At 71.1% G+C, this 25,885-nt stretch carries 22 protein-coding genes and 3 pseudogenes; 9 read left to right on the top strand and 16 right to left on the bottom strand.

Annotation, left to right across the window (positions count from 1 at the left end; translation table 11 throughout):
* A pseudogene (locus ACZ6J5_RS34500) lies at positions 1-120 on the bottom strand (IS481 family transposase); the annotation flags it as partial.
* A 249-nt stretch (positions 121-369) separates the two neighbouring features.
* Between ACZ6J5_RS34500 and ACZ6J5_RS34495 the strand changes: the two are divergent.
* A pseudogene (locus tag ACZ6J5_RS34495) lies at positions 370-501 on the top strand (undecaprenyl-diphosphatase); the annotation flags it as partial.
* An 11-nt stretch (positions 502-512) separates the two neighbouring features.
* Here the strand turns inward: ACZ6J5_RS34495 and ACZ6J5_RS34490 are convergent.
* Complete coding sequence (locus ACZ6J5_RS34490) at positions 513-1,262, bottom strand: hypothetical protein (RefSeq protein ID WP_469397888.1); 750 nt, start codon at positions 1,260-1,262, stop codon at positions 513-515.
* 470 nt (positions 1,263-1,732) lie between these two features.
* On the opposite strand from ACZ6J5_RS34490, the gene ACZ6J5_RS34485 reads away from it, so the two are divergent.
* Both ACZ6J5_RS34485 and ACZ6J5_RS34480 read left to right on the top strand, forming a co-directional pair.
* Complete coding sequence (locus ACZ6J5_RS34485; protein ID WP_469397882.1) at positions 1,733-2,269, top strand: NUDIX hydrolase; 537 nt, start codon at positions 1,733-1,735, stop codon at positions 2,267-2,269.
* Positions 2,270-2,321: 52 nt separating this feature from the next.
* Positions 2,322-2,606 (top strand): hypothetical protein, encoded by a 285-nt coding sequence (locus tag ACZ6J5_RS34480; protein WP_469397881.1) that lies wholly within the window; start codon positions 2,322-2,324, stop codon positions 2,604-2,606.
* A gap of 485 nt (positions 2,607-3,091) precedes the next feature.
* Here the strand turns inward: ACZ6J5_RS34480 and ACZ6J5_RS34475 are convergent, their stop codons facing one another.
* Positions 3,092-4,903, bottom strand: coding sequence for an endonuclease/exonuclease/phosphatase family protein (locus ACZ6J5_RS34475; protein ID WP_469397880.1), 1,812 nt, complete (start codon positions 4,901-4,903; stop codon positions 3,092-3,094).
* 250 nt (positions 4,904-5,153) lie between these two features.
* Here ACZ6J5_RS34475 and ACZ6J5_RS34470 point away from each other — a divergent pair.
* Positions 5,154-5,561 (top strand): annotated as a pseudogene (locus ACZ6J5_RS34470) (helix-turn-helix domain-containing protein); the annotation flags it as partial.
* A gap of 644 nt (positions 5,562-6,205) precedes the next feature.
* Complete coding sequence (locus ACZ6J5_RS34465; protein WP_469397879.1) at positions 6,206-6,952, top strand: GntR family transcriptional regulator; 747 nt, start codon at positions 6,206-6,208, stop codon at positions 6,950-6,952.
* A 160-nt stretch (positions 6,953-7,112) separates the two neighbouring features.
* On the opposite strand, the gene ACZ6J5_RS34460 is transcribed toward ACZ6J5_RS34465, so the two are convergent.
* The 7 genes from ACZ6J5_RS34460 to ACZ6J5_RS34430 form a co-directional block, all read right to left on the bottom strand.
* Complete coding sequence (locus tag ACZ6J5_RS34460; protein ID WP_469397878.1) at positions 7,113-8,084, bottom strand: aldo/keto reductase; 972 nt, start codon at positions 8,082-8,084, stop codon at positions 7,113-7,115.
* Between the two features lie 62 nt (positions 8,085-8,146).
* A complete protein-coding gene (locus ACZ6J5_RS34455) occupies positions 8,147-9,094 on the bottom strand; it encodes a carbohydrate kinase family protein (RefSeq protein ID WP_469397877.1) in 948 nt (315 codons plus the stop codon).
* A 119-nt stretch (positions 9,095-9,213) separates the two neighbouring features.
* A complete protein-coding gene (locus ACZ6J5_RS34450; RefSeq protein WP_469397876.1) occupies positions 9,214-10,311 on the bottom strand; it encodes an NAD(P)-dependent alcohol dehydrogenase in 1,098 nt (365 codons plus the stop codon).
* On the bottom strand, positions 10,308-12,002 hold the full coding sequence (locus ACZ6J5_RS34445; protein ID WP_469397875.1) for an MFS transporter: 1,695 nt from the start codon (positions 12,000-12,002) through the stop codon (positions 10,308-10,310). The genes ACZ6J5_RS34450 and ACZ6J5_RS34445 overlap by 4 nt, the downstream gene beginning before the upstream one ends.
* A gap of 91 nt (positions 12,003-12,093) precedes the next feature.
* On the bottom strand, positions 12,094-13,002 hold the full coding sequence (locus ACZ6J5_RS34440) for a class II fructose-bisphosphate aldolase (protein WP_469397874.1): 909 nt from the start codon (positions 13,000-13,002) through the stop codon (positions 12,094-12,096).
* A 112-nt stretch (positions 13,003-13,114) separates the two neighbouring features.
* The gene (locus ACZ6J5_RS34435) at positions 13,115-14,191 is read right to left on the bottom strand and encodes a zinc-binding dehydrogenase (protein ID WP_469397873.1); all 1,077 of its coding nucleotides are present in this window, start codon (positions 14,189-14,191) and stop codon (positions 13,115-13,117) included.
* A 46-nt stretch (positions 14,192-14,237) separates the two neighbouring features.
* The gene (locus ACZ6J5_RS34430) at positions 14,238-15,635 is read right to left on the bottom strand and encodes an MFS transporter (RefSeq protein WP_469397872.1); all 1,398 of its coding nucleotides are present in this window, start codon (positions 15,633-15,635) and stop codon (positions 14,238-14,240) included.
* A gap of 1,031 nt (positions 15,636-16,666) precedes the next feature.
* On the opposite strand from ACZ6J5_RS34430, the gene ACZ6J5_RS34425 reads away from it, so the two are divergent.
* Positions 16,667-17,050 carry a hypothetical protein gene (locus ACZ6J5_RS34425; RefSeq protein ID WP_469397871.1) on the top strand — a complete coding sequence of 128 codons (384 nt, stop codon included), beginning with the start codon at positions 16,667-16,669 and terminating at the stop codon, positions 17,048-17,050.
* A gap of 198 nt (positions 17,051-17,248) precedes the next feature.
* Here the strand turns inward: ACZ6J5_RS34425 and ACZ6J5_RS34420 are convergent, their stop codons facing one another.
* Entirely contained in the window at positions 17,249-18,004 is a 756-nt protein-coding gene (locus ACZ6J5_RS34420; protein WP_469397870.1) for a DUF6518 family protein, read from the bottom strand.
* Between the two features lie 53 nt (positions 18,005-18,057).
* On the opposite strand from ACZ6J5_RS34420, the gene ACZ6J5_RS34415 reads away from it, so the two are divergent.
* The gene (locus ACZ6J5_RS34415) at positions 18,058-18,828 is read left to right on the top strand and encodes a transposase family protein (protein WP_469397869.1); all 771 of its coding nucleotides are present in this window, start codon (positions 18,058-18,060) and stop codon (positions 18,826-18,828) included.
* 99 nt (positions 18,829-18,927) lie between these two features.
* On the opposite strand, the gene ACZ6J5_RS34410 is transcribed toward ACZ6J5_RS34415, so the two are convergent.
* The 4 genes from ACZ6J5_RS34410 to ACZ6J5_RS34395 form a co-directional block, all read right to left on the bottom strand.
* Positions 18,928-19,152, bottom strand: coding sequence for a hypothetical protein (locus ACZ6J5_RS34410; protein ID WP_469397868.1), 225 nt, complete (start codon positions 19,150-19,152; stop codon positions 18,928-18,930).
* A 205-nt stretch (positions 19,153-19,357) separates the two neighbouring features.
* Entirely contained in the window at positions 19,358-19,945 is a 588-nt protein-coding gene (locus tag ACZ6J5_RS34405) for an SMI1/KNR4 family protein (protein ID WP_469397867.1), read from the bottom strand.
* Between the two features lie 320 nt (positions 19,946-20,265).
* Entirely contained in the window at positions 20,266-21,861 is a 1,596-nt protein-coding gene (locus ACZ6J5_RS34400) for an AMP-binding protein (RefSeq protein WP_469397866.1), read from the bottom strand.
* Positions 21,862-22,112: 251 nt separating this feature from the next.
* The gene (locus tag ACZ6J5_RS34395; protein WP_469397865.1) at positions 22,113-22,706 is read right to left on the bottom strand and encodes a flavin reductase family protein; all 594 of its coding nucleotides are present in this window, start codon (positions 22,704-22,706) and stop codon (positions 22,113-22,115) included.
* Between the two features lie 82 nt (positions 22,707-22,788).
* Here ACZ6J5_RS34395 and ACZ6J5_RS34390 point away from each other — a divergent pair, with 82 nt between their 5' ends.
* On the top strand, positions 22,789-23,226 hold the full coding sequence (locus ACZ6J5_RS34390; RefSeq protein WP_469397864.1) for a nuclear transport factor 2 family protein: 438 nt from the start codon (positions 22,789-22,791) through the stop codon (positions 23,224-23,226).
* Between the two features lie 79 nt (positions 23,227-23,305).
* Positions 23,306-24,916, top strand: coding sequence for an apolipoprotein N-acyltransferase (gene lnt, locus ACZ6J5_RS34385; protein ID WP_469397863.1), 1,611 nt, complete (start codon positions 23,306-23,308; stop codon positions 24,914-24,916).
* Here the strand turns inward: lnt and ACZ6J5_RS34380 are convergent.
* Positions 24,840-25,745 carry a Gfo/Idh/MocA family protein gene (locus tag ACZ6J5_RS34380; RefSeq protein WP_469397862.1) on the bottom strand — a complete coding sequence of 302 codons (906 nt, stop codon included), beginning with the start codon at positions 25,743-25,745 and terminating at the stop codon, positions 24,840-24,842. The two genes, lnt and ACZ6J5_RS34380, sit on opposite strands and share 77 nt — an antisense overlap.
* Between the last annotated feature and the right edge of the window lie 140 nt (positions 25,746-25,885).

Raw genomic sequence — 25,885 nt, 5'->3', positions numbered from 1 at the left:
GGCCGTGGCCCGGGATATGCCCATCTCGGCGGCCACATGAGCGACCGGACGGCCTGAGCAGACACGTTCGACCAGCAGTCTCCTACCGAAGACAGCCAGCCGGGCATTACGGTGGGCCACGAAGACCTCCGTGCGATGAGTTCCTAGACAGCTCCCACCCCACCGGAGGTCTTCGCCATGCTCAAGACCAAACCAGTGTCAACAACGCTCGTGATCAATACAGCTAGGCCGCCGCATGCCGTCGCTGCGGAGGGCGATTGTTCGCCCTGGCGGAGCCGGCGCTGTTCGTGGGCCAGTTGGACCAGCTTGCCCTGAGCGCCCAGGGCGTTGTCCAGATGGCGTGCGATGCCGGGAGAGGGGATCTTGTCCCTGTTCATGAAGTTCATCACCACGAAGTTCTTCATACCCTTCGTGATCTACCGGATCCTGCTCGGCATCCTGCTGTTCATCCTGGTCGGCACGGACGTCCTCAGCCCCCACGCGGGCGAGTCCGGCGGCTGAACCGGGGCCGTTCAGGTATAGCGCTTTCCAGCATTTCCGAGCGCCTGATCGCAGCACCACGCCATGGTCATCTCCCACTTGGCCCGTACAGCTGAGAGGAGCTGCCGCCGTTGGCGAATCCGGGCCCCGTACATGACGTCGGCCTTCATGACCTGGTTGTGGTCGTGCAGGCCGACGTTGCTTTTCGGGGAGGGCGTCCGTGCCGTCGCGCATGGAGGAGCCGGCGGAGATTCCGGCCGGGACGGTCCGGGTGGCCCGAAGGACGTCTCCCAAGGGGAGCCTGGCGATCCGGGTCCGGGACGAGCTGCGGGCGTTGTTCCGGGACGCGGACTTCGCCACGGTGTCTCCGCGCAGGGGAAACCCGCGTTGACGCCGGGCCGGCTGGTGGCCGAGCACGCCGGCTCCTTCGACGGGGTCCGCTTCTCGATCACCCCCACACCCTCGGCTCCACCGGCCGATCCGGCACCAACCGGCAGACGTCCATCGACGACCTCGCCGCCGCCCTGCGGACCTACCGGCCACTGCTCGACGCGCTCGGGCACGGCGCGGCCACCGCCGCCTGCGACCTCCGCTTCGCCCTGCTCGCCGGGATCCACCCGCTCACCGACACCCACCTCGCCGGCCACCACGGCCTCACCTGCGGCCCGCACCCGCTCATCTCTCGCGAACCCGCCACCGGCGAGCTGCCCGAGACCGTGATCGAGCGCCTCGACGAGCGCACCCAGCCCGTCTACTCCCTCCCTGGCACCGAGTACCTGCACGTCACCTCCGACCACGCCGAGCCGACGGCGACCACCGTGCGGGCCGCCCTCAACGGCGCACTGACCCTGCCGCACCGGGTGAGGAACGTGCGGCTGCACCGCATCAGCAACGCCGACGGACCCTACTGGGCGGCCGAGGGCGGATCTGGCGCATCACCCCGGTCCCACTCGCCCCCACCGGCCGGCTCCCGATCGCGGTCGCGGTCCCGGTCGCGGGGAAGAAGAACCCGGCCACCACCGCGCCGAGCCTCCTGACCGAGGAACTCGACCCCTGCCACGTCCCGCGTCTGCCGGACGGCTGGATGGAGCACACCAGCATGAGTCAGGGCCGCGAGGCGTTCGCTCTGCCGGGCCTCCCCGCTCTCTCCTGACCGTCGGCACGCGGACTCAAAACCCCGGGCGCCGGGCGCCGGGTGAAGCCGGGGCGAATCCCACCCGGTATGCGGGCGCCGGCCGAGATACTGGCCGCCATGACGAACACCCCGACACCCGCCCCGTTCTCCCGAATCAAGATCCGGACCGGGGCGCTGGTGTTCTGCGGCGACGACGTCGCCCTCATCCGCCGCGACCGCGCCGACTCCACCCACTACACCCCGCCCGGCGGCAACGTCGAGGACGGCGAAGACCTCGACGCCGCGCTCGCCCGTGAACTCGCCGAGGAACTCGGCCTGGACACCGCGCTCGCCGAGGGCGGGGACCTGATGTGGGTCGTCGACCAGCGCGTCACCCGGCCCGGCCCGACCCCGCCCCCGCGCAAGCTCCACCTCATCTACCGCTTCCACATCAGCCCCGGCGTCCGCGCGACCCTCGCCGAGCAGGAGCTGGACGAGCTGCCCGACGGACGCCACGAGGTCGGCGTGATCGAGTGGATCGACTACCGCAAGACCGCGGAGCTGCCGGTCTTCCCGCCCATCGGCCCCGCCCTCGCCGCCCTCGCCAGCCCCCGCTCCGCCGTCGCCAACGCCGCCCTGGACGCCGTCACCGACGCGAACTACACCTGGCTCTGAGCCCTGGGCCTGGCCGGCGGCCTCGACGGGCCTGGACGAGGACCAGTGGGACGTGCTGCGCGTACGGGCCACCCCGCAGCCGTTCGGCACCTCCACCCAGCGCCTCGCCGGCCCCGCCGAGCCCGGGCCCCGTGTGGACCGCGTCCTGATCACCTGCCGCGACTTCACGGGCCTGCTGGATGCCGGGGTGCCGATGCTCGCCCTCCTCAACCAGCCGCCGTGGCGGCGCTTCGACCTGGCCACGGGGCACTGGCCGATGCTGTCGGCGCCCGCCGAACTCGCCAACATGCCCCACACGGCCGCCTCCTCACCGGCCACCGCTGATGCCCCCGCGTAACGTCCCGGCCGGCCGCAGGTGAACCACTGCCACGGCCATCACCGGGTCTTGACTGGCCGAGGCGTTGCCGGGCGGGACGGTCTGCGGGATGGGTTTTAGGACCGGAACTGGCCTAGATGCGGATTGGCGTGACCAGCACGTAAGGCACTCGCCCCAGGAGGCACTTATGTCCGTCAAGCCGGTTCCCCAGGACTACAGCACCGTGACCCCGTGGATCATCTCGCGCGACACGGTGCAGCTCATCGACTTCATGAAGAGGGCCTTCGGCGCGAAGGAACTCGCCTGCCTCGCGGGCAAGGACGGGATCATCGAGCACGCGGAGGTGCGGATCAGTGATTCCGTGGTGATCTCTGAGGCGGTGCGGATATACGTGGGTCATCGTGGCCGGATCGGCGACGCGCCCTCAGCAAGCAGCCATGGGGCCGGTGGCCCACCCCACTCCTTGCGGCGTCCGCGGCCGGCCGCGAGGAGTGGGGTGGGCTGCGTCAGAAGAGCAGCTCGGTGGGGTTGAAGCCCCAGCCACTGCGGTCGGTGTCCTGGTGGGGCCAGGGCGGGTTGACGAAGGGAGAGGCCGCGTTGCCGGTGCCGGCGTAGAAGAAGATGTCGCCGTTCTGCTTGCGGCCGAGGAGGTCCGGGCGGCCGTCGCCGTCGCCGTCGAGGTTTCCCGGGGCCACGATGGTGTTGTAGATGTTCCAGCCGGTTCCGATCCGGGTGCGGGCCGCCAGGGTGCCGTCGGCCTTGCCGGCGTAGAGGAACAGGTCACCTGCCGGGAGGGAGCGCGCGAGGATGTCGGGTCGGCTGTCGCCGTTGATGTCGCCGGGCGCCAGGATCGTGTCGTAGACCCCCGTGCCCCAGCCTTCGGCGTTGGCGAGGTTCACCGGGGTGCCGACGGTGCCGTCCTGCTGGGTCGGGACGCGCCACAGGGTTCCGTTGTCTCGCCGGACGATCAGCTCGGGGTTGCCGTCGCCGTCGGAGTCGGGGCTGACGGCCATCGTGCGGACGTCGCCCCAGCCGCCACCGAGGGTGCGGGGTGCCCGGAAGTACAGCTCGGTGGGGTCACCGGGGTAGAAGCGCAGATTGCCGGCGCCGTCGATGGCGTAGAGGTTCTCGACACCACCCGTGCCGACGGGTCCCGTGCGGGCGATGTGCTGCATGCCGGTCCAGCCGGCACCGATCTTGCACGGGTCGGCCGCGATCTTGCCGTCCGCGCGGCCGAAGTGCCTCCACAGGTCGCCGGCGGCGTCGCGGCGCAGCATGTCGGCCTTGCCGTCGGTGGCGTTGTTGCAGTGCGAGAACGTCGCGGCTCCGAGGTACGGATAGTGGTCGGAGATGCGGGGGTCGCGGTCCTTGGCGTCGGCTGCCACGTTCTTGAAGTGGGCCTCGTCGACGAAGACGTAGTCCAGCTTGGCCTGGGTGCCGCGGCTGGCGTCGTAGTTCGTGAACTCACCCGACCGGCAGGCGGCCGGGAGCGGGGCCGCGCAGTCGAAGTGGTCGGCATCCGTCTCGTCGGTCTCGATGAAGCGTCCCGTCCCGCCCAGGGCCGGGCGGTAGAACGGGTCGAGGTCCGAGGACCGCGGCGCGTTGGCCCTGCTGCCGCCCGGGTTGCGGTTGACCGGGTTGAAGTCGCCGCCCAGCACCACGGGGGTTCCCGTGTTCAGCCAGGGGTTCGCGGCGAGGTTCTTCGCCTGCGTGGCGTTGATGTCCGAAGGGATGACCGGGTGCTCGCTGGTCTTCGAATACTGCGGGTAGAGGTGGACGGAGCAGGCGCGTGTCTTGATGAACTGGATCTTCGCCTCGACACACGCCGCGTACCACTCCTCCGGACCGGAGTACGTGTTGGTGTAGGCGTTGTCCGGGTCGAGCCGCACGCCCGTGCCGCCGGTGAGGGGCCCCTTGGCCAGGACGGCGATGCCGTACGCACCGTTGGTGACCGTACCGTTCAGGCCCTTCACGTTGCACACGTCGGAGCGCGTGAGCGTGGGGACGAAATAGCCCTCGTACCCCTCCGGCTTCAGGGCGCCGAGGATCCCGTCGTACTGCTGGCTGCAGACCTCCTGCAGGAAGATCAGGTCCGCCTTCCAGCCGCGGGCCTCCCGCACCACCTTGTCACGCCGCTCCTCGACCTCGCGAGTCAGGGAGCAGGAGTCCTTGTTGTCACTGTTTCCGCAGATGTTGTAACTCAGGAACCGGACGACCGGTGCGGTGCTCGGTGACGGCGCATCGGCGACGGCCGGCCGCACCACCCCCAGTGCGACCAGCAATGCCAGCAACAGGGTGAACGTCTTGCGTCTCCGCATGGTTGGCCCCCTCCTCGTGTCGAGCCGCTCGTGCGCGGTTGTCGGCGTGCGCCTGCCGGGCCCGAGCGGAGAAGATCGAAATCACTCGACGATACCTTCCGGCCAAAGCCGGCCACGGGCCACGGTGCCACGGGTCAGTTCGACGACGAGGGCTGGTCCGCCCCTACGCGCGTTACCGGCCTCGGCTCGTCAGGGTGAACCTGTGCGAAGTGTCTGACGAGCCTGAAGTGGTGGCTGCATCCGATGGTGTGTGAGATATGCGGATGGGGGCGGGCTGACCGCCGCGGGACAGCTGCGCCGGGAGTCGGTGCGGGTGCAGGCAGCCGAGTTGTTCGAGCAGAAGGTCAAGCCGGCGGAGGCGGCCCGGCGGCTGCGGGTGAGTTCGAAGTCGCCTTACCAGTGGCACCAGCTGTGGCGCGACGGCGGGATCGAGGCGCTGGCATCGCGCGGCCCGGGTGGGTCGCGGTGCCGCCTGTCCCCGCGCTGCCCGGAGAAGCTCGCCGCGTACCTGGACCAGGGTCCGGCCGCGCACGGCTGGGTGGAGGACCAGATGTGGACGGCCTCGCGGGTGGCCACGCTGATCGGGCGGAAGTTCCACGTCTCGTACGGCGTCTCGGGCGCCACCGGGCTGATGCACCGGCTGGGCTTCAGCCCGTTGTCGTTCCATCACGGAGAATGGCCGAAGTGCGTCCCCGGGCCCCGCATCGCATCCTCCGGATCCGGCCAGGACCGGGGATCCTGCGCGGCCGCCGGGAAAAGGCGTGCTTCCAGGGCGGGCCAGCGCTCGGAAACCGCGGATTCGCACGGGTCGGCGTGCTCGGCTTCGGCACCTGGCCGGCTGGGGCCCGACCAGCGCGCCTTCCCCGCACCCGGCACTCGCCCCTCCCACGCTCGCGGCACCGCGCGCCGCCGGCGTATCGGACCGCGGAGCCGAAACCGACCCCGAGGGACCGCTGCCACTGGTCCGTCCGCGACGTCGCCTGAGAACGGCCGCACCGCCGCCCGGCGAGGTGTTCGGGACCGGGCAGTCATCCGCGTTCCGCATCTGGCGTCGTGACCGTGGAAAGGGCGGGGGCCGTCGGTGCGTCCCGTTGGGAAGCGGCGTCGGGGTGGCGCGCGGGAGCCGGGCCCCGGAACGCACTCGGCTGTCGTCTCTGGCGACCGTCAGGGCAAGCCGGTGATCGGGGCCCGTCGGCGGGGTGGCCGTCCCGATGCCCTCGGTACAGTGGGTGATGTCGCGATGGTGCTGTGAACAGCACGAATACACCGGGCCGACGCAGTTTCCCCAGGAGGATGCCACCAATGTCTGCGAAGCGGTTCCCCGGGCCCGCCATCGACCGGTCGAGCGGTGAGCCATTGTTCGCCCAGATCGTCCGATCCTTGGGCGCGGAGATCGCGGCGGGCCGGTTCCGTGCCGGGCAACGGATTCCTACCGAGCCGGAACTCGCCGAACTCTATAGCGTCAGCCGTATCACGGTCCGGCGCGCCATCGACGAGCTCTCGAAGAACGGGATGCTGGTCAAGCGGCAAGGCAAGGGCACGTACGTTCGTGACCGCAAGGTCTTCTCCCGGAAGATCGAGCACATCGCGAGCTTCACCGAGTCATGCCGGGCGAGTGGCATGACACCGTCCGCGACGGTTGTCAGCCGCGAATTGCTCGACGTGGTGCCCGCCGACGTACCGGCCCGCCCGGAGTTCGAGGGCGAGAAGGTCGTCTACATCCAGCGCGTTCACTACGCGGACGGCGCGCCCATCATGATCGAGAACAACTACTATCCGGCGCGTTTCTCCTTTCTCCTGTCCGAGCCGCTGGAGGGTTCGCTCTTCGAGACCCTCGCCGCGCACGGTGTCGTCATCGGCAGGTCTGAGAACTCCTACCTCGACGCCGTCGCCGCCACCCAGAGGGAGGCCGTGCACCTCGCCGTGAGCGTCGGGGACCCGCTGTTCCTGTTCCATCGCGAGATGCTCGATGAGCACGGTGAACTGATCTACGTAGGGCGGCAGTACATCGCCGGGAGCCGGTACCGGTTCGGCTATGACGTCGTATAGCGCTCGACCCTGCGGCAGCGCGAGCCACGAGGGTGCACGCCGCGAAGCCGCCCGCTGAGCCGAGGGGCTCGACAGGCGGCTTCGCGTCAGGTGAGGGAGACGAGCGTGAACGGCTGGGACGGGCCGGCAACCGTCCGTCTCCGCGTCCGCCGCGTTCGGGTCAGGGGCGCAGGCTCTCCGCGTAGGCGCGCATCCAGGCCGCGTCCTCGGCGGTCAGCTCGATCGACAGGGCCCGTACATTCTCGCGGAGTTCGTCCGGCGTGGTGCTGCCGCTGAGTACGGAGACGCGCGGGTCCTGCGCCAGGAGCCAGGCGATCGCCAGGTCCGCCGACCCGCACCCGTACTTCTCGCGCAGCGGGGCCCAGGAGTCGAGCATGTCGAGCGCGCGCTCCAGGTTCCGCGGAGCGAACCAGAGCTTGCCGGCACGGGCGTTGCCCTTCGGGGGGACGTAGCCGCGCGGGACGGCGCCGGCCAGAATGCCCATCTCCAGCGGTGAGTAGGCCTGGACGGCGACGCCGTTCTCCAGACACACCGGCATCAGGTCCTCCTCGACGGCGCGGTCGAGCAGGGAGTAGCGCATCTGGACGACGTCGAGTTCACCGTGCTCCAGGTACTCGCGCACCTGTGCGGAGGTGACGTTGGCCGCGCCGATGGCCTTGATGCGGCCGCTCGACTTCAGCTCCGTGAGGAAGCCGACGGTCTCGGCGATCGGGGTCGCGTACGGTTCGATGGCCGGCCAGTGGGTCATGTAGACGTCGACGTGATCGGTGCCCAGGCGGTCCAGGCTGGCGTCGAGTTCCCGCTCGATGGACTCCGGGGTCAGCAGCCGGTTCAGTACCCGGTCGCCTACGGTGTTGAAATACGCGCCCTCGCGGTCCCACACCAGGCCGCACTTGGTGACGATCGCGTAGTCCTCGCGCCGTCCGGCGAGCGCCTTGCCGACGATCTCCTCGCTGCGGCCGAAGTTGTAACCCGGCGCGGTGTCCACCAGGTTGACCCCGAGACCGGTCGCCGCGCGGACCGTTGCGACGCCCTGTTCCTCGGTGTCGGTTCCGCCGAACGCGGGGCCACCGCCCAGGGCCCAGGTGCCCAGTCCGATCCGGGAGACGTTCTCCAGGTTGCCGATCTTCACTGCTGTCTTCACTCCTTGAGTCATGTGTGTCATCACGGTGGCCGCCAGAAGCCGGGATGGATCTATCGCGGGCTGTGGCGGGCGTGGGTCTTGATGAAGGTGTCGATCTGCGCCCTGCTACGCACGGCCTCCGTCGCTCCGAGTCCGCCTACCGAGACCGCCGCGACCGCGTTCGCGAAGACCGCACACTCCGCCACCGGCCGGCCTTCGCTCAGCGCTCGGATGAAGCCCGCCGCGAAGTTGTCGCCGGCGCCGGTGGTATCGAGATCCTTCAGGTCGTCCCGTACGAAGGCGGGCACGACTTCGGAGGTGCCGGCGGAGCGCACCAGGCAGCCTCGGCGGCCGAGCTTGAGGACGACCGTGCCCACCCCGCGCGCCAGCAGGGCGTCCGCCGCCTCGTCCGCGTCGCGCGTGCCGGTGAGGGCCGTCGCCTCGTCCGCGTTCGGGAGGAAGAAGTCGAGGTGCGCCAGCGCGTCGGCGATGTCGTCGATCGTGGCGCCGGTACGGCTGGGGACCATGTCGGCGCAGACCGTCGTCCCGGCGGACCGCGCGGTGGCGAACAGGTCGGCCAGCCACGCGCCGCCGATCAGCGGGTTGTTGAAGATGCTGCCGAAGGCGAGGATCGGCGCGTTCAGCGACGGGGGCAGGGCGAGGTCCTCCTCGCGCGTGGTCCACAGGCTGCCGGCGCGGTTGGTGATGAAGGTGCGTTCGCCGTCGGGCTGGACCAGGCCGATGTTGAGCGAGGTCGTCATGGACGGGAGTACCCGTACGCCGTCGGTGTCGACGCCCTCGGCCCGCGCGGAGTCCGTGATGAACCGGCCCGCCGCGTCGTCCCCCACGGCCGTCACCAGTGCCACCCGCGCACCGAGGCGCGCCAGCACGATCGACTCGTTGAGCGCGTCCCCGCCGACCCGCATCGAGATGTCCGCCACCGGGTACGACACGGTGTCGAACACCGAGCGGTCCACAGGGCGCAGCGGGATGTCCACGACGGACGAGCCGACGCACACGACATCGACGGCGCGAGCGGCGGTAAGGGTGCTCCGCTTCGTCGGATGCGGGCGGGTGCTCCGCTCAACCGGTTTCGTGGGGGTGCTCTGCTTCATCGGTTCCATCGGTGCGGCCCCCGTCACTTGACCGACGGGTCGACCACGACGACCGCCTTGGTGAACGCGTCCGCGTGGTGCGCGGCGAACTCGAACGCCTCCTGGATGTCGGCGTAGCCGAAGTGCTTGTCCACGATCTCCGCCGCCCGCAGCGCGCCGGAGCGGATCAGCTCGATCGTGGCCGGGTGGTCGCCGCAGTAGCGGAAGACGGTCTGGATCCGCACCTCGCGGTTGATCTTGAGGAACTCCACCGGCGCCGCGCCCGGCACCGTGCCCACGACCAGCAGCCTCCCGCGGCGCTTGACCACCTGGAGGGCGAGCGTGAGCGTCGGGACCGCGCCGGCCGTCTCGAAGACGACGTCCGCGCCGTACGGGCCCACCACGGCCCGGATCTGCTCGGCGACGTCCTCGTCCGCGCCGTTCAGGGCGGCCGTGGCCCCCAGGTCCCGGGCCTTGGCGAGGCGGCCGGGCTGGATGTCGACGACGACGATCCGGCTCGCCCCGGCGGCCTTCGCGGCCATGAGGGTCAGCAGGCCGACCGCGCCGCTGCCCAGGACGACCACGGTCCGGCCGAGCAGGCCGTCCGCCATCGAGACCGCGTGCGTGGCCACCGAGGCGGGCTCGACGAGCGCGCCCTCTTCGAGCGTCATGCCCTCGGGGAGGGGGTGGACCAGGTCGGCGGGGTGGGTGAGGTACTCGGTGAACGCGCCCCGGTAGTTGGGGGCCGTGGCCATGAAGTCCATGTCGGGGCAGACGTTGTAGTGACCGGCGAGGCAGAACTCGCAGGTGCGGCAGGGCTGTCCGGGCTCCACACAGACCCGGTCGCCGACCGCGAGGCCGGTCACCCCGGTGCCGACCTCGGCGACGACGCCCGCCGGTTCGTGGCCGAGCCCGACGCTCTGGCCCGGCTGCGGCGGGATGTAGGGGCCGAACCGGAAGCCGTGGATGTCGGACCCGCACATGCCGACCCGCGCGACCTTGATCAGGACCTCGTGCGGGCCGGGCGCCGGACGCGGGCATTCCTCGATCTCCATCGTGCCAGGCTCGCGCAGGATCGCCCGCGTGTTCTCGCTCGCCGGGTTCTCGCTCGCCAAGCTCTCACTCACCGTGTTCTCACTCATCGTGTCCTCCTGACACTGCTGCTGATCGGGGGGTCGGTACGGGGTTGGGGACGGGCCACCGGGGTGGCCGGTCCGGCGGACGGGGCGGCGGCGGAGGGCGGCACCGGTGGCGCGGGGGTCCGTACGGGGGCCGGGGGCACGGGGAACGGGGGCACGCCCGCGTCGGCCCGGACCGCCGTCGTGCCGGCCCGTACCGCCGTCGTGCCGGCCCGTACCACCGTCGTGGCGGCCCGTACCTCCACCGCCTCGGCCCGCACCGCCGACGGCTCGGGCCGCGTCCCGGGCTCGTCGAGCCGGGCCGCCATCTCCTCGCAGGTGCGGCCCCTGGTCTCGATGCCCAGCACCGCCAGCACCAGGGCGCACGCCGTCAGCAGCACGCCGAGCACGACGAAGACCGCGACGGGACCGAAGTCGGTGAGGAGCCACGCGGTGAGGTAGGGCGAGACGACCGCGACGACGCGTCCGATGGAGTTGGCGATGCCGAGACCGCGCATCTTGTACTCGGTGGGCCACACCTCGGGGGCGTACACGGCCGACGCGAAGCTGTTGTAGATGTACAGGACGACCATCATCAGCGTCCCGACGGCCACGACGCCGACAGGACTCCGCTGGAGCGAGTAGACGTACCCGAGGACCGCGACGGCGACGATGAGCGTGCTGCCCAGGACCCGGCGGGGGAAGCGGTCCATGATCAGCGTGGAGATGTACACACCGACCGGCGCGCCGATCATCATCGCCATCGACATCGTCAGCGAACTGCGGATGTCGATGCCCCGGTTGACGAACATCGTCGGCACCCACACGGTGATCGTGTAGAGCGAGAGGTTCATCGCGATCAGGGTCGCGGTGGCGACGAGCGTACGGCGGCCGAGGTCTCCCCGGAAGAACATGGACACGGGCGGCTTCGGCCCGGCGGACGCGGGGCCACCGCCCGTGCCCGGACCAGGCGCGACCCCTTCGCGCGCCTGGCTCCCGCCCCCCGCCCGCCCGATGATCTCCAGCGCCTCGTCGACGCGCCCCGCCCCGATGAGCCAGCGCGGTGACTCGTCGAGCCGGCGGTGCACGACGGCGGCGATCACGAAGGCCGCCACCCCGCCCACGGCGAACGTCGAGCGCCACCCCGCCACCGGGATCAGCACCGCCGCCACGGCCGCCGCGATCAGCGGCGAGAGGTTGCCCAGCAGGGAGATCCGAGCCCCCCAGGTGCCGCGTACCCGCGCCGGTACGAACTCGGTGAACGAGCCGTACCCCAGCACGATCCCGCCGCCCATGCCGATCCCCATGAGGCCCCGGCAGACGATCAGGACCCCCATGTCCGGAGCGAGCGCGGCGACGAGCGCGAACGCGCCGAACACCAGGATGCACAGCTCGTACGTGCGCTTGCGGCCGATGCGGTCGCCCAGCGAACCGGCGACCAGCGACCCGACGAAGAAGCCCGCCATCGTCGCCGAGGCGAACAGCGCGTTCAGGTAGTTGTCGGACCAGCCGCGCGCCGCCAGGTCCGCCAGCACCGCGTTTCCCGAGGAGTTCAGGAAGCCGTTGAACTGGAGGCCGAAGCCGAGGATCCAGAAGACGTTCCAGTGCCACCGGCTCACCGGCATGCGTTCGAGCCGGTCGAGCGCGTGCCGGGCGTCGAGGCCGGGAGCGCGCCCGGGGGCGGGGTGGGGGTCGGGGTCGGGTCGTGGGGCCACGTTGCCTCATCTGCTGTCGGAAGTGCTCCCGCCCGGGGGCGGGTGGACCGCCTCCCGGGCGCCGTCGTCCGGGAGGCCGTCAGGGGTGTGGTCAGGTGCAGGACCCGCCGGCGGTGAGGACCGGGGCCGCCTGCACGGCGGACTCCTCGGCGGTACGGGGCATCGCCGACGCCCGCCCGGTCGCGCCCAGCAGCTCGATCTTCTCCAGCGCCCGCCGCTTGAGGGCGTCGCGCACCCGGAGCTGCGTGGTGACGAAGTTGGTCGTCAGGTCCTCGCGCACCGCGTCCATCGCGGCCTGGCCCAGCTCGGCGTGGACATTGACCTTGGCGACGCCCAGGGACACCGCGCGCTTGACGTCGGCGTCCGGGATGCCGGACGCGCCGTGCAGCACCAGGGGCACGTCGACGGCGTCGCGAACGGCTTCCAGGACGTCGAAGGCGATGCGCGGGGTCGAGCTGTACGGGCCGTGTACATTGCCGATCGCCACGGCGAGCGCGTCGCAGCCGGTCCGCTTGACGAACTCCTCGGCCTGGCCGGGGTCGGTGTAGTCGTAGTCCGCGAGGACGTCCTCGTACTTCCCCGGGTCGCCGACGTGACCCAGCTCGGCCTCCACCGGGATGCCGCGCGGGTGGTAGAAGTCGACGACGCGCTTGGTCTCGGCGATGTTCTCCTCGAAGGAGAGCTTGGAGGCGTCGCGCATCACGGCGTTCATGCCGTGCTGGTAGGCGTTGAGGACGATCTCGAAGCTGCGGCCGTGGTCCCAGTGCAGGATGGTGGGCACATGGGCGTGGGTCGCCATCGAGACCATCATCGGAGCGAACTCCTCGAAGATCGTGTTCTGTACGAACCCGGTCCCGAAGGAGATGATGACCGGCGCGTCGGCCTCGTGGGCGGCGTCCATGACGCCCATGAGCATCTCCGCGTTCCACGTGTTGAAGTGCGGAACTGCGTACCCCTTCTCCTGCGCGTCCCGGAGCCAGAAGTTCATGTCGGCAAGCACGGTGCCGTCCTTTCGGTTTTCCTGCGGTTGTTCGTCGACGTCATGCGGGTCATGCGGGTCATGCGGGTCGGGGGCGGCTGGTCCTCGGATCACCGACCAGCCGCCCAGCCGGTCAGTCGTCGAAGTCGTACGTCAGCACGACCTTGATGGCGTCCTTGCTGGCCATCGCCTCGAAGCCCTTCTCCCACTCGGAGAGCCCGAACCGGTGGGTGATCATGGAGGCGGTGTCGAGCTGCCCCGACGCCACCAGACGCAGCACGTTGCGCCAGGTCGTGGAGTCGTAGGCCATGTGGCCGAGCAGCGCGATGTTCCACTCGGTGATGCGGTTGATGGAGAAGTCCAGCGGCGCGAAGCCCATGCCGGCGCGGACGATCTCGGCGTTGGGGCGGACCATCTCGATGGCGTTCTTGAGCGCGGCGTTCGCGCCCGAGCACTCGATGACCACGCCCAGGTTGTCCGCGCCGCAGATCTCCTGGCAGCGGGCGACCACGTCCTCCTGGGAGGCGTTGACGACATGGGTCGCACCGAACTCCAGCGCCTTGGGGAAGCGCGTCGTGACGTCGGCGTCCAGGCCGACCAGGACGATGTTCGTCGCCCCCATGATCCGGGCGACCTGGACCGCGTACAGGCCCAGCGGGCCCGCGCCCATGATGACCACGTCCTGGCCGGGCAGGAGCGAGGTCTGCTGGGCGACGGACTTGTAGGAGTTGCAGAGCGACTCGACGGCCGCCGCCTCCTCGTACGTGACGTTATCGGGGAGTTCGCGGATCGCGTGGCGGTGGATGCGCAGGATCTCGCCGGGGATGATGACGTACTTGGTGAAGCCGCCGCCCCAGCGGTTGTTGTCGAGGCCGATGTTCGTCTTGTTCTGGCAGACGAGGAAGTCGGCGCGCTCGCACGCCTGGCAAGTGCCGCAGACCCGGCCCGTGTTGTCGGAGACGACGCGCTGGCCGACGCTCCAGTCGGTGACCTTCGGGCCGACCTCGACGATCTCCCCCGCGAACTCGTGGCCACGGATGGAGTTGAACTCGTCGGAGCCGTTGTCGACGCGGAAGTGCTTCATGTCCGCGCCGCAGATCGTCGCCGAGCGGACACGGACGAGGATGTCCTCCTCGCCGACGGTCGGCTTCGGTACGTCGATGAGCCGGTATCCGCCAAATGCCTTGCCGTACCTGGCCAGTGCCTTCATTGTCGATGCCCTTCTGGGGTTGAGGAATGTGCGGGACGCGGAGGAACTACTCGGAGTCGAGTGCGGAGATCTCCTCGATGGAGGCACCCCGGGTCTCCGTGCCGAGGACGAGGATGACGAGCGCCGTCACGAGCGCTGTCGCGCCGAGAAGAAGGAAGACTCCCGGCATTCCGGAGCTGGAGAGCAGGGCGGCCACCGCGAACGGGGCGGCGATGCCGCTGACACGGCCCACCGAGTTGGCAAGGCCCGCACCCCGGAGCTTCGCGGCTGTGGGCCAGATCTCGGGGACGTAGACCGCCGAGGCGAAGCAGACGTACATGTAGACGAACGTGATCAGGAAGAAACCGACGACGGACAGAGCCGTGACGCTGGTCTGGAGGCTGTACACGTAGCCAAGGACCGCGATGACGAGGAGCAGGCCGATGCCGAACGCCTTGCGGGGGATGCGCTCGATGAGAAAGACGGCGATGAAGATGCCGATCGGGGCGCCGAACATGCTCATCGTGTTGAGGACGATCGAGTCCTTCAGGTCGATGCCCTGGTCCAGGAGCATGGTGGGGAGCCAGTTGATGAGCGTGTACTGAATGACGTTCATCGCGATGAGGACGAAGGAGCCCAGGATCACGCGCTTGAGCAACTGGCCTTGGAAAAGTGCCCGGTAGGGAATCTCCCGAGACTCGGCCGGGCCCCCGCCGGCTTCTCCTGGCCGGGGCCGCTCGACGGGTTCCAGATCGGCCGTGCCGGCCGCCCGTACCGACGTCTCGATGTCCGTGAGCAGAGCCTCGGCCTCCTCATAGCGGCCCTTGCTCTCCAGCCAGCGGGGCGACTCGGGGAAGCGCTTCCAGACGACGATGAGCACAACGGTGGACAGGACCGCCGGGATGATCATCTGGACACGCCAGTTGAGGCCCGGAGCGACCAGGGACGAGAGCACGCTCGCGATCAACGAGGCGATCGGGTAAGACCAGTTGCCGAGGAAGGAGACGCGGGCGGACCACGTGCCACGGTCGCGCGAGGGGACGTACTCGGTCCAGGACGCGAACAGGATCGTCAACAGGCCGCCCAGGGCGAGCCCTTGGAAGAAGCGTGCCCCGATCAGGAACGTCATGCCGGGGGACAGCGCGCCGACCACCAGGCTCAGGACATGGGCGGCGACGAACGCCATGTAGCCGTTGCGGCGCCCGGCCCGGTCGCCGACGGCTCCGCCCAGGAGTGCGCCCAGGAACATGCCCACGTTGGTCAGCGAGGTGAAGACGGCCGTGGTGCCGTTGTCCGTCCAGCCGACCTCCTTGAGCTGGGCCAGCACGAGCCCGCCGATCGCGTTGCTCCACGACACGAGGAGACCGAACGCGACCATCCAGTAGACCGTCCAGTGGAACCGGCTGTTCGGCAGCCGGTCGAGGCGGGGTCCGGCCTGGGGCCGGACCGCTTCTCGGATAGCCATCAGCCCTCCCTCGGCGAGCGAACCGCCGCGGTCACGATCGGCGGGGCCGACGGGTGATGCGGAGGGGCTCCGCGCTCTGAGGCCCCACCGGAACACGGATAGGTGTCCGGTCGGCGGTAGTTGATCGACACGGTCGCCGCTTCCTCTTCGAAGACGAGCTCGGGAGGGTCCGGTATCCGCACCCGAGACCTAACGTCATATGACGTTATGCCGTCACTCTATCGGCGTTGCCGGGAAGGATGCAGGGCCCAAGGTCCCCTTCTCCGAAGGAGAGAAGGCAACATCGCGCTGAGGCGAACGGATCGGTCGGCGGTAGCAGCGGTCGCCGCGGGCGTGGAAGGCGCACCGGCAGGGGCTGGCTGCCCGAGCAGGACTCGACCCGTCGGCACCACCCCGAGGCCGCTGGAGCCGGCCCGGGTGCGGGAGTGGGGGTTCACCCACATGTCCGTCGGACGGCCGCAAACGGGCGAGCATGCCGCCGCCCCGGCCGGAGGATGGTCTCCCGGCCGGGGCGGCGGCGTGTCCAGGCGAGGTGGGCGCGGCGGGCGACACGGCTGTCACCTGCACTTTCCCCGCCGGTCTACCCCCGTCAGGCAAGCTCGTCGTCAGGCCGTCGCGGGCACGCCGATCCGTCTGCGCGGAAGGTTCCCGCCCCCGGCACGCCGTCGTCCACGCCCTGCTGACGGCAGGGCACAGCCGGCGCCCCATCGGCGGCGGCTCAGGATGACCTACCGTACGGTCAAGCAGTGCGCCGATGCCGCAAGCCCGGAGGAACGGTTCACCGGCCAGCGGGAGAACCAGCCCTCCGTCCTCGACACCTACGAGCCCTAAGGGTTGTCCCGTAAATGATCTTCGGATTGCCTCGGGCAGAGCCGGCCGCCGTACGGCCCGCTGACTTATCCGGCGAGGGCAAGGTTGCGCATCCGGGCGATGCCGAGCATGGTGGCTTGGCGGGGCGCGGCGGGGCTGGTTCGATGGCCGGGGCCGGACGGCCGGCGTCGGACCGGACGTCACGAGGTGGGGAGGACCGGATGGGCGACGGGACGCGAGCGGGCGCGCGCAAGGGCACGGGGCGCGGAACGGGCTGGGGCCGGGCCGCGACGGTCGCCCTCTCGGTGGCGGCCGTGGCCGTCACGGGGTGGCTGGGAGCGGGGTCGGCCCGGGCCGAGCGGGCGCCCGCCGAGCACGTGGCGGCGACCGCGGTCACCGCCGAACGGAGCGCTTCGGCGCGGTCGTTCACCGGTTACGGGGAGAGCTGGGCGAGCCAGTCCACCGCCCTCCACGACGCCCGCGCCGAGGCGTACGCGCTCGCCGGCCTGGCCGGATACGCGGCGCACCAATGCGTGGAGACCGCGAGCCGTGTCGACAAGACCCGCGAGGGGTACGAGGCCCAGGTCACCGTCACCTGCTCCTGAACCGCCGCTCGCCTGCTTCCGACCTGCTCCTGGTCCTGTCCGTCGCCGTCGGAGCGGCGCCCCACCGGCCCGACGGCGACCTCGGGAACCGGACGCGGGCGCGGGCACGGGCGAACGGCGGGTACGCCTGAACACGAGGAAATGCCCTCCGCCCGGAAACCGGGTCCGGCGGGGAACGTCGCCGGGAAGGGCTTTCCGTCAAGGGGTCCGTTGCCCGTGCCCGTCCTCCGCGCGGGCCGTGGGGGCGACCTGCGGGGCCCGCGTCGTACGGGGACTGCGGTCGAGGACGAACCGGCGGACCACCAGCACCGTGAGGACCAGGGCCACCGCGAGCACCACCATGTCCGCGACGACCCTCCCGGTCGACACCTGGATGCTCGTGGGGCGGATCAGGTACTCGACGACGGCTCCCGCCGGCACCACGAGACCGGCCGCCAACCCGAGACCGCCCCGCCTCCGGGTGAGGGCCCCCACCACGCCGAGGACGGGGCCGGCCACGAGCCCGATCAGCACCCACAGGAGCAGTTCCGGACCGTAGCCGGCGAACGCCTCCGCCCGCACGACGGTGTCGGTGAGGTAGTAGGTGGTGGTCGCCAGGCCCAACGAGACCGCGCCGGCCACCGCCGCCCGGCCGAGACCGGAGCGGACGGTCGGGGCGGGCGTGACGGTGACGGGCGTGGCGGTGGAGGCGCCGGCCCGGGTGGCGGGGGCGTGCGACGGGTCAGGGGCGTGGGCGTGGGGGGCCGGGACGGCCCACCGTCCGATGAGGACGCCGAACACGGCCCATCCCCAACCGCCCCCGATGACCGGGCTGACCACCTGTGCCACGAAGGCCGGCGGTGTGTCCGCGATGGCCTCCCCGATCCCGCTGTACCGGTCGGACGCCCCGTTCACGAAGGAGACCAGGGAGCCGAAGAACAGGCCGAGGAATACGATGATCACTTTTCTTCGCATGGCGGGAGCCTAAAGCGTGTTGCAGAAGGCTGCGTGGCGGGCATTTTCTTTGTATGCGTGGGGTGTTGAGGGCTGAGCCGTTGTGGGTGGAGACGTTCACGGGTCTGCGGATGCGGCAGTTCGAGCGGCTGTTGAAGGTTGTGCGTGAACGGGGTGGGGACGGGCCCGGTGGCGGGAGGCCGTGGTGCCTGTCGCTGGCGGACCGGGTCCTGCTCGTGGCCGTCTACTACCGGACGAACCTCACGATGCGGCAGCTCGCGCCGCTGTTCGGCTGCTCGCCGGCGACGGTGTGCCGCGTCATTCAGCGGCTGCGACCACTCCTGGCCATCGAGCCCGCCACCCGCCCGGCCGACGTGGCCGAGCGGCTGTGGATCGTGGACGGCACCCTGATCCCGGTCCGTGACCGCAAGACCGGGGCGTCCTCACGTAACTACCGGTTCTCGGCGAACGTGCAGGTCATCATCGACGCCGACACCAAACTGGTCATCGCGGCAGCCCGGCCGGTCCCCGGCAACACCGCCGACGCGAGGGCCTGGCGGGACTCCGGTCTGGCCCAGCACTGCGAAGGCGTGACCGTGCTGGCCGACGGCGCCTACATCAACACCGGCCTCGTCGTCCCGCACCGCAAACGCCCCGGACGGGCCCTGCTGCCCGGCGAGGAAGAGGACAATGCCGAGCATCGCAAGGTCCGAGCCCGTGTCGAGCACGCCTTCGCCCGCATGAAGCACTACAAGATCCTCCGCGACTGTCGCCAGCGCGGCAGCGGCCTCCACCATGCGGTCCAGGCCGTCGCCCACATGCACAACCTCGCCCTCGCCACATGACCAGACCGGCCACAAACCCGGCCCTGACCTGCCCGGACACGACCTTCTGCAACACGCTTTAAGGGTTGTCCCGTAAGTGGGTTCCGCGGTCGGTGGGCGTTAGAGGAAGGCCAGTGGGACGTCCTTCTCGATACAGAGTCGCAGGACGCCCGACAGCTGGCGGGCGTCCTCGATGTGCTGCTGGAGGAGCTGGTCGCCGCCCTCTCGCGCCCACTGGTCGGTGATCGCCTCCAGCCGGACCAGAATCGACGCGCACTCGGCAGGTGAGAGGTCGTCACCGCTGTCATCTGGATGATCGAGGAGTGGCTCCAGAGCGGTGGACACGTCGCTCCACGGGCGCTCGCCGCCGAAGCCCCACATTTCGGAGAGGACGAACCCCTCGGTCTCGGCCAGGCGCCGCCGGAACGCGGCAAAGCCGCTGTAGGACCAGGAGACATCCGGACTGCTGTTGCCTCCGTCGCCCGGGAAAGGGTGAGCCAGAACCCGTTCTCGGGTTCTGGCTCACTTTCCGTGAAGGGATTACGGAGAGTCAGATCTTCCGAGCCAGGCGATGGCGGTTTGGATGAGCCCGAAGCTTCGGCGAGGTGAGTTCCAGGGCCCGGTTGTCACGTCCGGCGCTCATGTGGTTGAGCCAGCGTTCGTACCAGTCGAGGAAGTCGGTGGCGGAGGAGACGTTGGGGCCCCAGTATCCGTCGCTGTTTCCCATGAGGATGCGGCCGGTGAGGGGACCGGTCACCGCGATGGCACATACGTCGGTGCAGCCCATCTCGATGATGTCGAGGAAGAGATCGCCTCCGTGCCCCATGGGGTTTCTACCGTCGAAGCCGCGAGGTGCTCCTGGTTCTCCGCGCGGATTCATGACCAGCAGGGAACACTGCTCCAGCGGCATGAGGCCGTAGAACGGCGCCGCGCCTGAGCCGCCGATCTGCGTAAGGAACTGCCGGTAGGCGTCGGGCAGGGCGATGCGGTGCTTGGCCTCGAACGCGGCGACGCGCGCTTCCGCCAGCTTCGGGCCAAGGCGAAACTCGTGTTTCTCTTCCCCGAAGGAGTGACTGCGCAGGGGTTGGAAAGGGATCGCGGCCAGCTTGCGACGCAGGCGGGGTATGCGGGGATCCATCGTGCTCTTCTCTCGTCAGCGCTACTTCTTCCACGGGTCGAACGGTCAGCCACAGCGCACTGGGGACGGACCATCTTCGTGCAGCTCCCCGAGGTCCTGCCCGCCCGGCGAACGTCACTGAGCGTGCTGGTCCACGGAAAGTGCGCCAGAAGCCGTTCTCGAGTACAGAGCCACCCGGGCTGCTGGACCTGCTCCCGGCGGGCCTGATCGCGGCCCGCCGCTTCAGTTCTGACGCCATACGAACCCCCCGGGGCCGGGGCCGGGACGGAACCCCGGTGCGGCCCCAGCCCCGGCAACTGCCCGGCAGTGCCCCACGCCGGTCAGGCGGGCATCTCGCGCAGGTCGGTACGGCGGGGCTTGCCGAGGTGGTCGCGCGGGATGGCCTCGACGATCCGCAGCAGGGTCGGCTGGTGCCAGGAGGTGACGCCGTGGTCGGTGAGGTGGCGGCGGAGCTCGTCCAGGTCGGGGGCGGGCCCGTCCGCGACGACGACGGCGCAGACGTGTTCGGTGCCGTGTCCGTCGGGCACGCCGACCAGAACGGCCTCGGCGACCGAGGGGTGCTGGAGCAGGACGTCCTCCACGTCGCGGGCCGGCACGAGGAAGTCGACGCCGATCCACTCGCTGGTCCGGGCCACGTAGCGCAGCGCGCCGTCGGCGGTGTGGCGCATCAGGTCTCCGTTGGAGTACCAGCCGTCGTCCTGGTCGGCGGTCGGGTGCAGTCCGTCGGCGTCTCCGGTGGCCAGGCAGACCGACGGGCCGCGGACTCGCAGGCGGACGACGGGGTCCGCCGATCGCGGCCTGGTGACCTCCAAGCCCGCTACCGGCACGCCGTCGCTGTGGGCGGAGGTGCCCGCGGGAGCTCCCGTCGGCACCATCGCCACCAGGCAGGTCTCGGTCGAGGCGAACGCGGCCCGCACGGCGGTGCCGGGGAAGGCCCTCTCGGCGTCCTCGACCAGCGCGGTGGTCGGTGTGGTCGCTCCGGTCAGTACGTCACGTAGCGCGTCCAGGTCGCGCGGGGTGGTGCGCTGTTCGCGCGCGATGTCCGGCAGCCGCATGGTGGTGGCGAAGAGGTGCTGGGCCGCCGATGCCTCCAGCAGGGTCAGCAGCGCCGCGGAGTCGGGCGAGTCCTGGAAGACGCCGGTGCCGCCGGTGGCGAGCGGGGCGAGGAGGGCGAAACCGAGGCCGGCGATGTGGCTGACCGTGCTCGCCGCGGCGATGACGGGCCGCTCCCCCACCCCGATCGCCCGGGCCAGCGCCGTCCCGCCGGCATACAGGGTGTTCGGGCTGTGCAGCACGGCCTTGGCCCGCCCGGTGGTGCCGGAGGTGAACAGCATCAGGCAGGTGCGGTCTGGGTCGACGGTGCGCGGGAGCGGGGCGTCGTCGCGTTCGAGTCCCGCGGTGGCCAGGGAGTCCGGACCGTCGTGGACGATGTGGCGGTGGAAGCCGGGCCGCGCGTGGACGGCGCGAGCGGCGGTCTCCGCCTGGGGGCCGCCCCGGGTGACCAGGGTGTCGGCTCCGGTGAGGGCCAGCGCGCGGCGCACGTCGCGCTCACCGAGCACCGGCAGCAGCGGGACGGCCACGACCCCGGTGCGCATGCAGGCCAGCATGAGGGCGAGGGTCTCCCACCAGTCGGGCAGCTGGTACGCCAGGACCCGCACCGGCGGATCCATACGGGTCAGGCCGGCGGCGAAGCGGTCGACGGCCCGGTCCAACTCCCCGTAGCCCACCGTCAGGACTCCGCCGTCCCGTCCGGTGACCAGCGCTGGTCGGCCGGGATCCGCCGCCGCGAGGCCGCGCAGGTCGTCGCTGAACGTGCTGTCGCGCCACCATGCCTCGGCGCGGTAGCGCGCCGCCTGATCGGACAGCCGGGCGGCGTCGAGGTCGAGGGGACGGGGGAGGTCTTCCAGCGGCGGCACGGGACTCCTTCGCAACGCGGACCGGGGCCGGTCGGCACCGCTCACATGATGGAAGAGGGGATCGAGCGACACCAGTGTTTCCCGGGAGCAGCACTCCGCACCGATCCGCGGACCCGCCCGAACCCGGTGGTCGTGCCGGCCGTCAACGGCAGGGTGGACTTCGACCACCACGCCGGATCCGTCGGCCTCCTCGCCGACGTCTCCGGCTGCCACAGCGGCTGCCCCCGGACGCCCCGTGGGTCCCGCCGCGCTCAGGCCCGGTAGGGCACGCGGGCCAGTTCCCTGATGTCGGCCGTGGTACCCCACTCGTTCTTGCCGAGCCGCGAGAGGGGGCGCAGCAGGTCCATCTCCGGGTGGCCGTCCACCAGCACCGAGGCGTCCACCGCCGCGTGCACCACCCGGCCGAAGACCACCGTCGAGTCCCCGATCCGCACGGTGCTGTGCAGCACGCACTCCAGCGCCACCGGCGAGCCCGCGACCCTCGGCGGGCGGACCCGCAGGGCCGGTTCCCGTTCGATGCCGCAGGCGTCGAACTCGCTCGTCCCGCGCGGGAAGTCGGTCGCCGTCGCGTTGATCCGCTCGAAGAGCCCCTCGGGCGCGAAGTTCACCGTGAACTGCCCCGTCTCCTCCACGTTGCGCAGCGAGTCCTTGCGCCCCACCGAGGTGAACTGCACGACGGGCGGCACGACCGAGGCGATCGTGAAGAAGGAGTGCGGGGCCAGGTTGTCCGTCCCGTCGGCGGCCGTCGTCGACACCCAGGCGATGGGCCGCGGCACCACGGTGGCGGTGAGCAGCCGGTAGAAGGCGTTCGGGTCGGTCAGTTCGGGATCGAAGTGCGTGCGCATGGCCGGAAGTATGACGGATCTCGTACCAGTCCCCTAGCGCACGCCCCTTGGCCCCCGGACCGCGCTGCCCGACACTGAACCGATGACGCAGCGCGTGGATCTCGCGACCGTGATGGACCGGCTCGCCATCGACGACCTGATCACCGGTTACGCGGTGGCGGTGGACGACTCCGACTGGACGGCGTACCGCGCGCTGTTCGCCCCCGACGGACGCGCGGACTACCGCGGCTCCGGCGGGGTCGAGGGCCCCGCGGCGGAGGTCGCCGACTGGCTCGCCGAGACGATGCGCCTCTTCCCCGTGCGCCAGCACCTCATCGTGAACCGGCGGGTTCGGATCCAGGACCTCGGCGGCTACCCGGGCGACACGGCCACGGTGGCCGCCGACTACGTGAACCCCATGCGCTTCGAGTCGGGCGAGGACTTCGTCTGCGGCGGGCGCTACGCCTTCGCGCTGCGGCGGACGGGGCGCGGCTGGTTGCTGCGTTCGGTCGTCGTCGAGGAGAAGTGGCGCCGCCTGTGACGCCCGGCGGCCGGGCCGCGCGCACACTGGTGGGGGTCCCCCGGACGACGTCCGGGGGAGCGACGGCGGGAGGCACCGTATGCGCAATCCGTTCGCCGGACCGGGGCTCCGGTCCGGGCTCGGCCGGTCCGCCCTCGCGGTGCCGCTGGGCGCCCTGCCCGCGCTCGCCTTCCCCGCGCCGTCGCTGTGGTGGTTCGCGTACCTGGCACTCGTCCCCTGGCTGCTGCTGATCCGTACGGCGCCGAGCGCGCGCCGGGCCGGTCTCGACGGCTGGTGCGGCGGCATCGGCTTCATGCTCGGCGTGCACCAGTGGCTGCTGCCGAGCCTGCACGTCTTCCTGCTCGTCCTCGCCGCGCTGCTGGGGCTGTTGTGGCTGCCGTGGGGGTGGCTGGTGCGGGCCATGCTGGGCGGGCGGCCCTCCGGCCGGCGGGCCGCCGCCGCGCTGTTCGTCGTACCGTCCGGCTGGCTGCTGGTGGAGCTGGTCCGCTCCTGGCAGGGCCTGGGCGGGCCGTGGGGGCTGCTCGGGGCGAGCCAGTGGCAGGTGCCGGCCGCGCTGCGGCTCGCCTCGGTCGGCGGGGTCTGGCTGGTCAGCCTGCTCGTGGTGGCGGTGAACACCGCCCTCGCCCTGCTCGTGGCGGTGCGGCCGGCGGGCCGTACCGCGCTGGTGGGCCTGGTGGGCCTGGTGGGCTGTGCGTTGCTGCTGGGGCTGGTGTGGTGGGGTGCCGCCCCGCCGCGTACCGACGGCACGGCGCGGATCGCCGTGGTCCAGCCGGGTGTGTTCGACGGGCCGGGCGGGGCGGACCGGCGCTTCGACCGCGCCGAGCGACTGACCAGGACGCTCGCCGGGGAGCGCCCCGACCTGGTGGTGTGGGGGGAGAGCAGTGTGGGCGCGGACCTGGGCGACCGGCCCGATCTGGCCGCCCGGCTGGCCGCGCTGTCCCGGACGGTCGGCGCGCCGCTGCTGGTCAACGTGGACGCGCGCCGCTCCGACCGGCCCGGCATCTACAAGAGCGCGATCCTGGTCGGCCCCGACGGTCCGACCGGGCAGCGGTACGACAAGATGCGGCTGGTCCCCTTCGGCGAGTACGTCCCGGCACGCGCCCTGCTCGGCTGGGCGACCTCGGTCGGCAAGGGCGCGGCGGGCGAGGACCGCCGCCGGGGCACCCACCCGGTCGTGATGACGCTCCCCCGGCCGGCCGGCGGCGGCGCGGGCCCGGGTCTGCGGGTCGGGCCGCTGGTCTGCTTCGAGTCGGCGTTCCCCGACATGACCCGGCGGCTGGTCGAGGACGGCGCGGACGTGGTGGTCGCGCAGTCGGCGACCTCCACCTTCCAGGACACCTGGGCCCCCGCGCAGCACGCCTCGCTGGGCGCACTGCGGGCGGCGGAGTCGGGGCGTCCGGTGGTGCACGCGACGCTGACCGGGATCAGCGCCGCGTACGGCCCCGACGGGCGGCGCGTCGGCCCCGCGCTCGGCACCGACCGCAGCGCCGCCGCCGTGTACGCGCTGCCGCTCGCGCACGGGACCACCGGCTACGCGCGCTTCGGCGACTGGGCGGTGCGCGGCGCGCTGCTGGTGGTCGGCGCGCTGTGCGCGGTCACGGGCGCGCGGGCGCTCAGGAGGCCTGGGCGAGGGCTTCGCGTACCACCCGCTCGCACAGCTCGTGGGTCAGCAGGGCGTCCCGCGCGCTGAGCTCCCGGCCCTCCCGTACGGCGTCGAGGAAGCCCAGCACCGCCTGCTCGATGCCCCGCTGACGGGCCACCGGCACCCAGTCGCCCCGGCGGCGCACGGTCGGCTGGCCCTTGTGGTCGACGATCTCGGCGAGGTTGAGGACCTGGCGCTTGGCGTCCTGGCCGGACACCTCCAGGATCTCCTCGGTGGAGCCGTTGAGCCGGTTCATCATGCCGATGGCGGTGAAGCCGTCGCCGGAGAGCTGGAGCACGACGTGGTGCATCAGCCCGTCGCGGACGCGGGCGCGCACGTCGATGTGGTCGATGTCGCCGGGCACCAGGAAGCGCAGGGTGTCGACGACGTGGATGAAGTCGTCGAGGACGAAGGTGCGCGGGTCCTCGGGGAGTCCGATCCGGTTCTTCTGGAGCAGGATCAGCTCGCGCGGGTGCTCCAGGCACTGGGCGTAGCCGGGGGCGAGCCTGCGGTTGAAGCCGACGGCGAGGCCGACGCCGTTCTTCTCGGCGAGTTCCACGATCCGCTCGGAGTCGGCGTATTCGTAGGCGAGCGGCTTGTCGACGTAGGTCGGCACCCCGGCGTCGAGGAGCCGGGTGGCGATCTCGGCGTGCGCGGCGGTCGAGGCGTGCACGAAGGCGGCGTCGAGTCCGGCGGAGAGCAGCGAGTCGAGGTCGAGGTGGCGGCGCCCGGCGGGCAGGTGGTGGGCGTCGGCGACCCGTTCGAGGGTGGCGGGCGTCCGGGTCTGGAGGTGGAGCTCGACCCCGGGAAGGGTGGCCAGGACGGGCAGATAGGCCTTCTGCGCGATGTCGCCGAGTCCGATGCAGCCAACCTTCACGGGTGCTCCTTGCCGTAGTGCGCGTCGCCCGCGGGGCCGTATTGCCCCAGGGCCGTATTGCCCGATTGCCCGCGGGCCCGTTGCCCGTGGGGCCGGATCGCCCGAAGGGCTGTATCGCCCGCAGGGCCGTATCCGCCGGT

Source organism: Streptomyces sp. NPDC042100 (assembly GCF_055582325.1).
Note: the sequence above shows the minus strand (reverse complement) of the source record. Positions and strands in the feature narration are given on the sequence as shown.

What these genes read in the sequence shown, in the direction of transcription:
- ACZ6J5_RS34485 (WP_469397882.1), top strand. Translation starts at nt 1,733, where the DNA reads ATGACGAACACCCCGACACCCGCCCCGTTCTCCCGAATCAAGATCCGG.
- ACZ6J5_RS34475 (WP_469397880.1), bottom strand. Translation starts at nt 4,903, where the DNA reads ATGCGGAGACGCAAGACGTTCACCCTGTTGCTGGCATTGCTGGTCGCA.
- ACZ6J5_RS34465 (WP_469397879.1), top strand. Translation starts at nt 6,206, where the DNA reads ATGTCTGCGAAGCGGTTCCCCGGGCCCGCCATCGACCGGTCGAGCGGT.
- ACZ6J5_RS34450 (WP_469397876.1), bottom strand. Translation starts at nt 10,311, where the DNA reads ATGAGTGAGAACACGGTGAGTGAGAGCTTGGCGAGCGAGAACCCGGCG.
- ACZ6J5_RS34435 (WP_469397873.1), bottom strand. Translation starts at nt 14,191, where the DNA reads ATGAAGGCACTGGCCAGGTACGGCAAGGCATTTGGCGGATACCGGCTC.
- ACZ6J5_RS34430 (WP_469397872.1), bottom strand. Translation starts at nt 15,635, where the DNA reads ATGGCTATCCGAGAAGCGGTCCGGCCCCAGGCCGGACCCCGCCTCGAC.
- ACZ6J5_RS34425 (WP_469397871.1), top strand. Translation starts at nt 16,667, where the DNA reads ATGGGCGACGGGACGCGAGCGGGCGCGCGCAAGGGCACGGGGCGCGGA.
- ACZ6J5_RS34420 (WP_469397870.1), bottom strand. Translation starts at nt 18,004, where the DNA reads ATGCGAAGAAAAGTGATCATCGTATTCCTCGGCCTGTTCTTCGGCTCC.
- ACZ6J5_RS34415 (WP_469397869.1), top strand. Translation starts at nt 18,058, where the DNA reads ATGCGTGGGGTGTTGAGGGCTGAGCCGTTGTGGGTGGAGACGTTCACG.
- ACZ6J5_RS34405 (WP_469397867.1), bottom strand. Translation starts at nt 19,945, where the DNA reads ATGGATCCCCGCATACCCCGCCTGCGTCGCAAGCTGGCCGCGATCCCT.
- ACZ6J5_RS34395 (WP_469397865.1), bottom strand. Translation starts at nt 22,706, where the DNA reads ATGCGCACGCACTTCGATCCCGAACTGACCGACCCGAACGCCTTCTAC.
- ACZ6J5_RS34390 (WP_469397864.1), top strand. Translation starts at nt 22,789, where the DNA reads ATGACGCAGCGCGTGGATCTCGCGACCGTGATGGACCGGCTCGCCATC.
- lnt (WP_469397863.1), top strand. Translation starts at nt 23,306, where the DNA reads ATGCGCAATCCGTTCGCCGGACCGGGGCTCCGGTCCGGGCTCGGCCGG.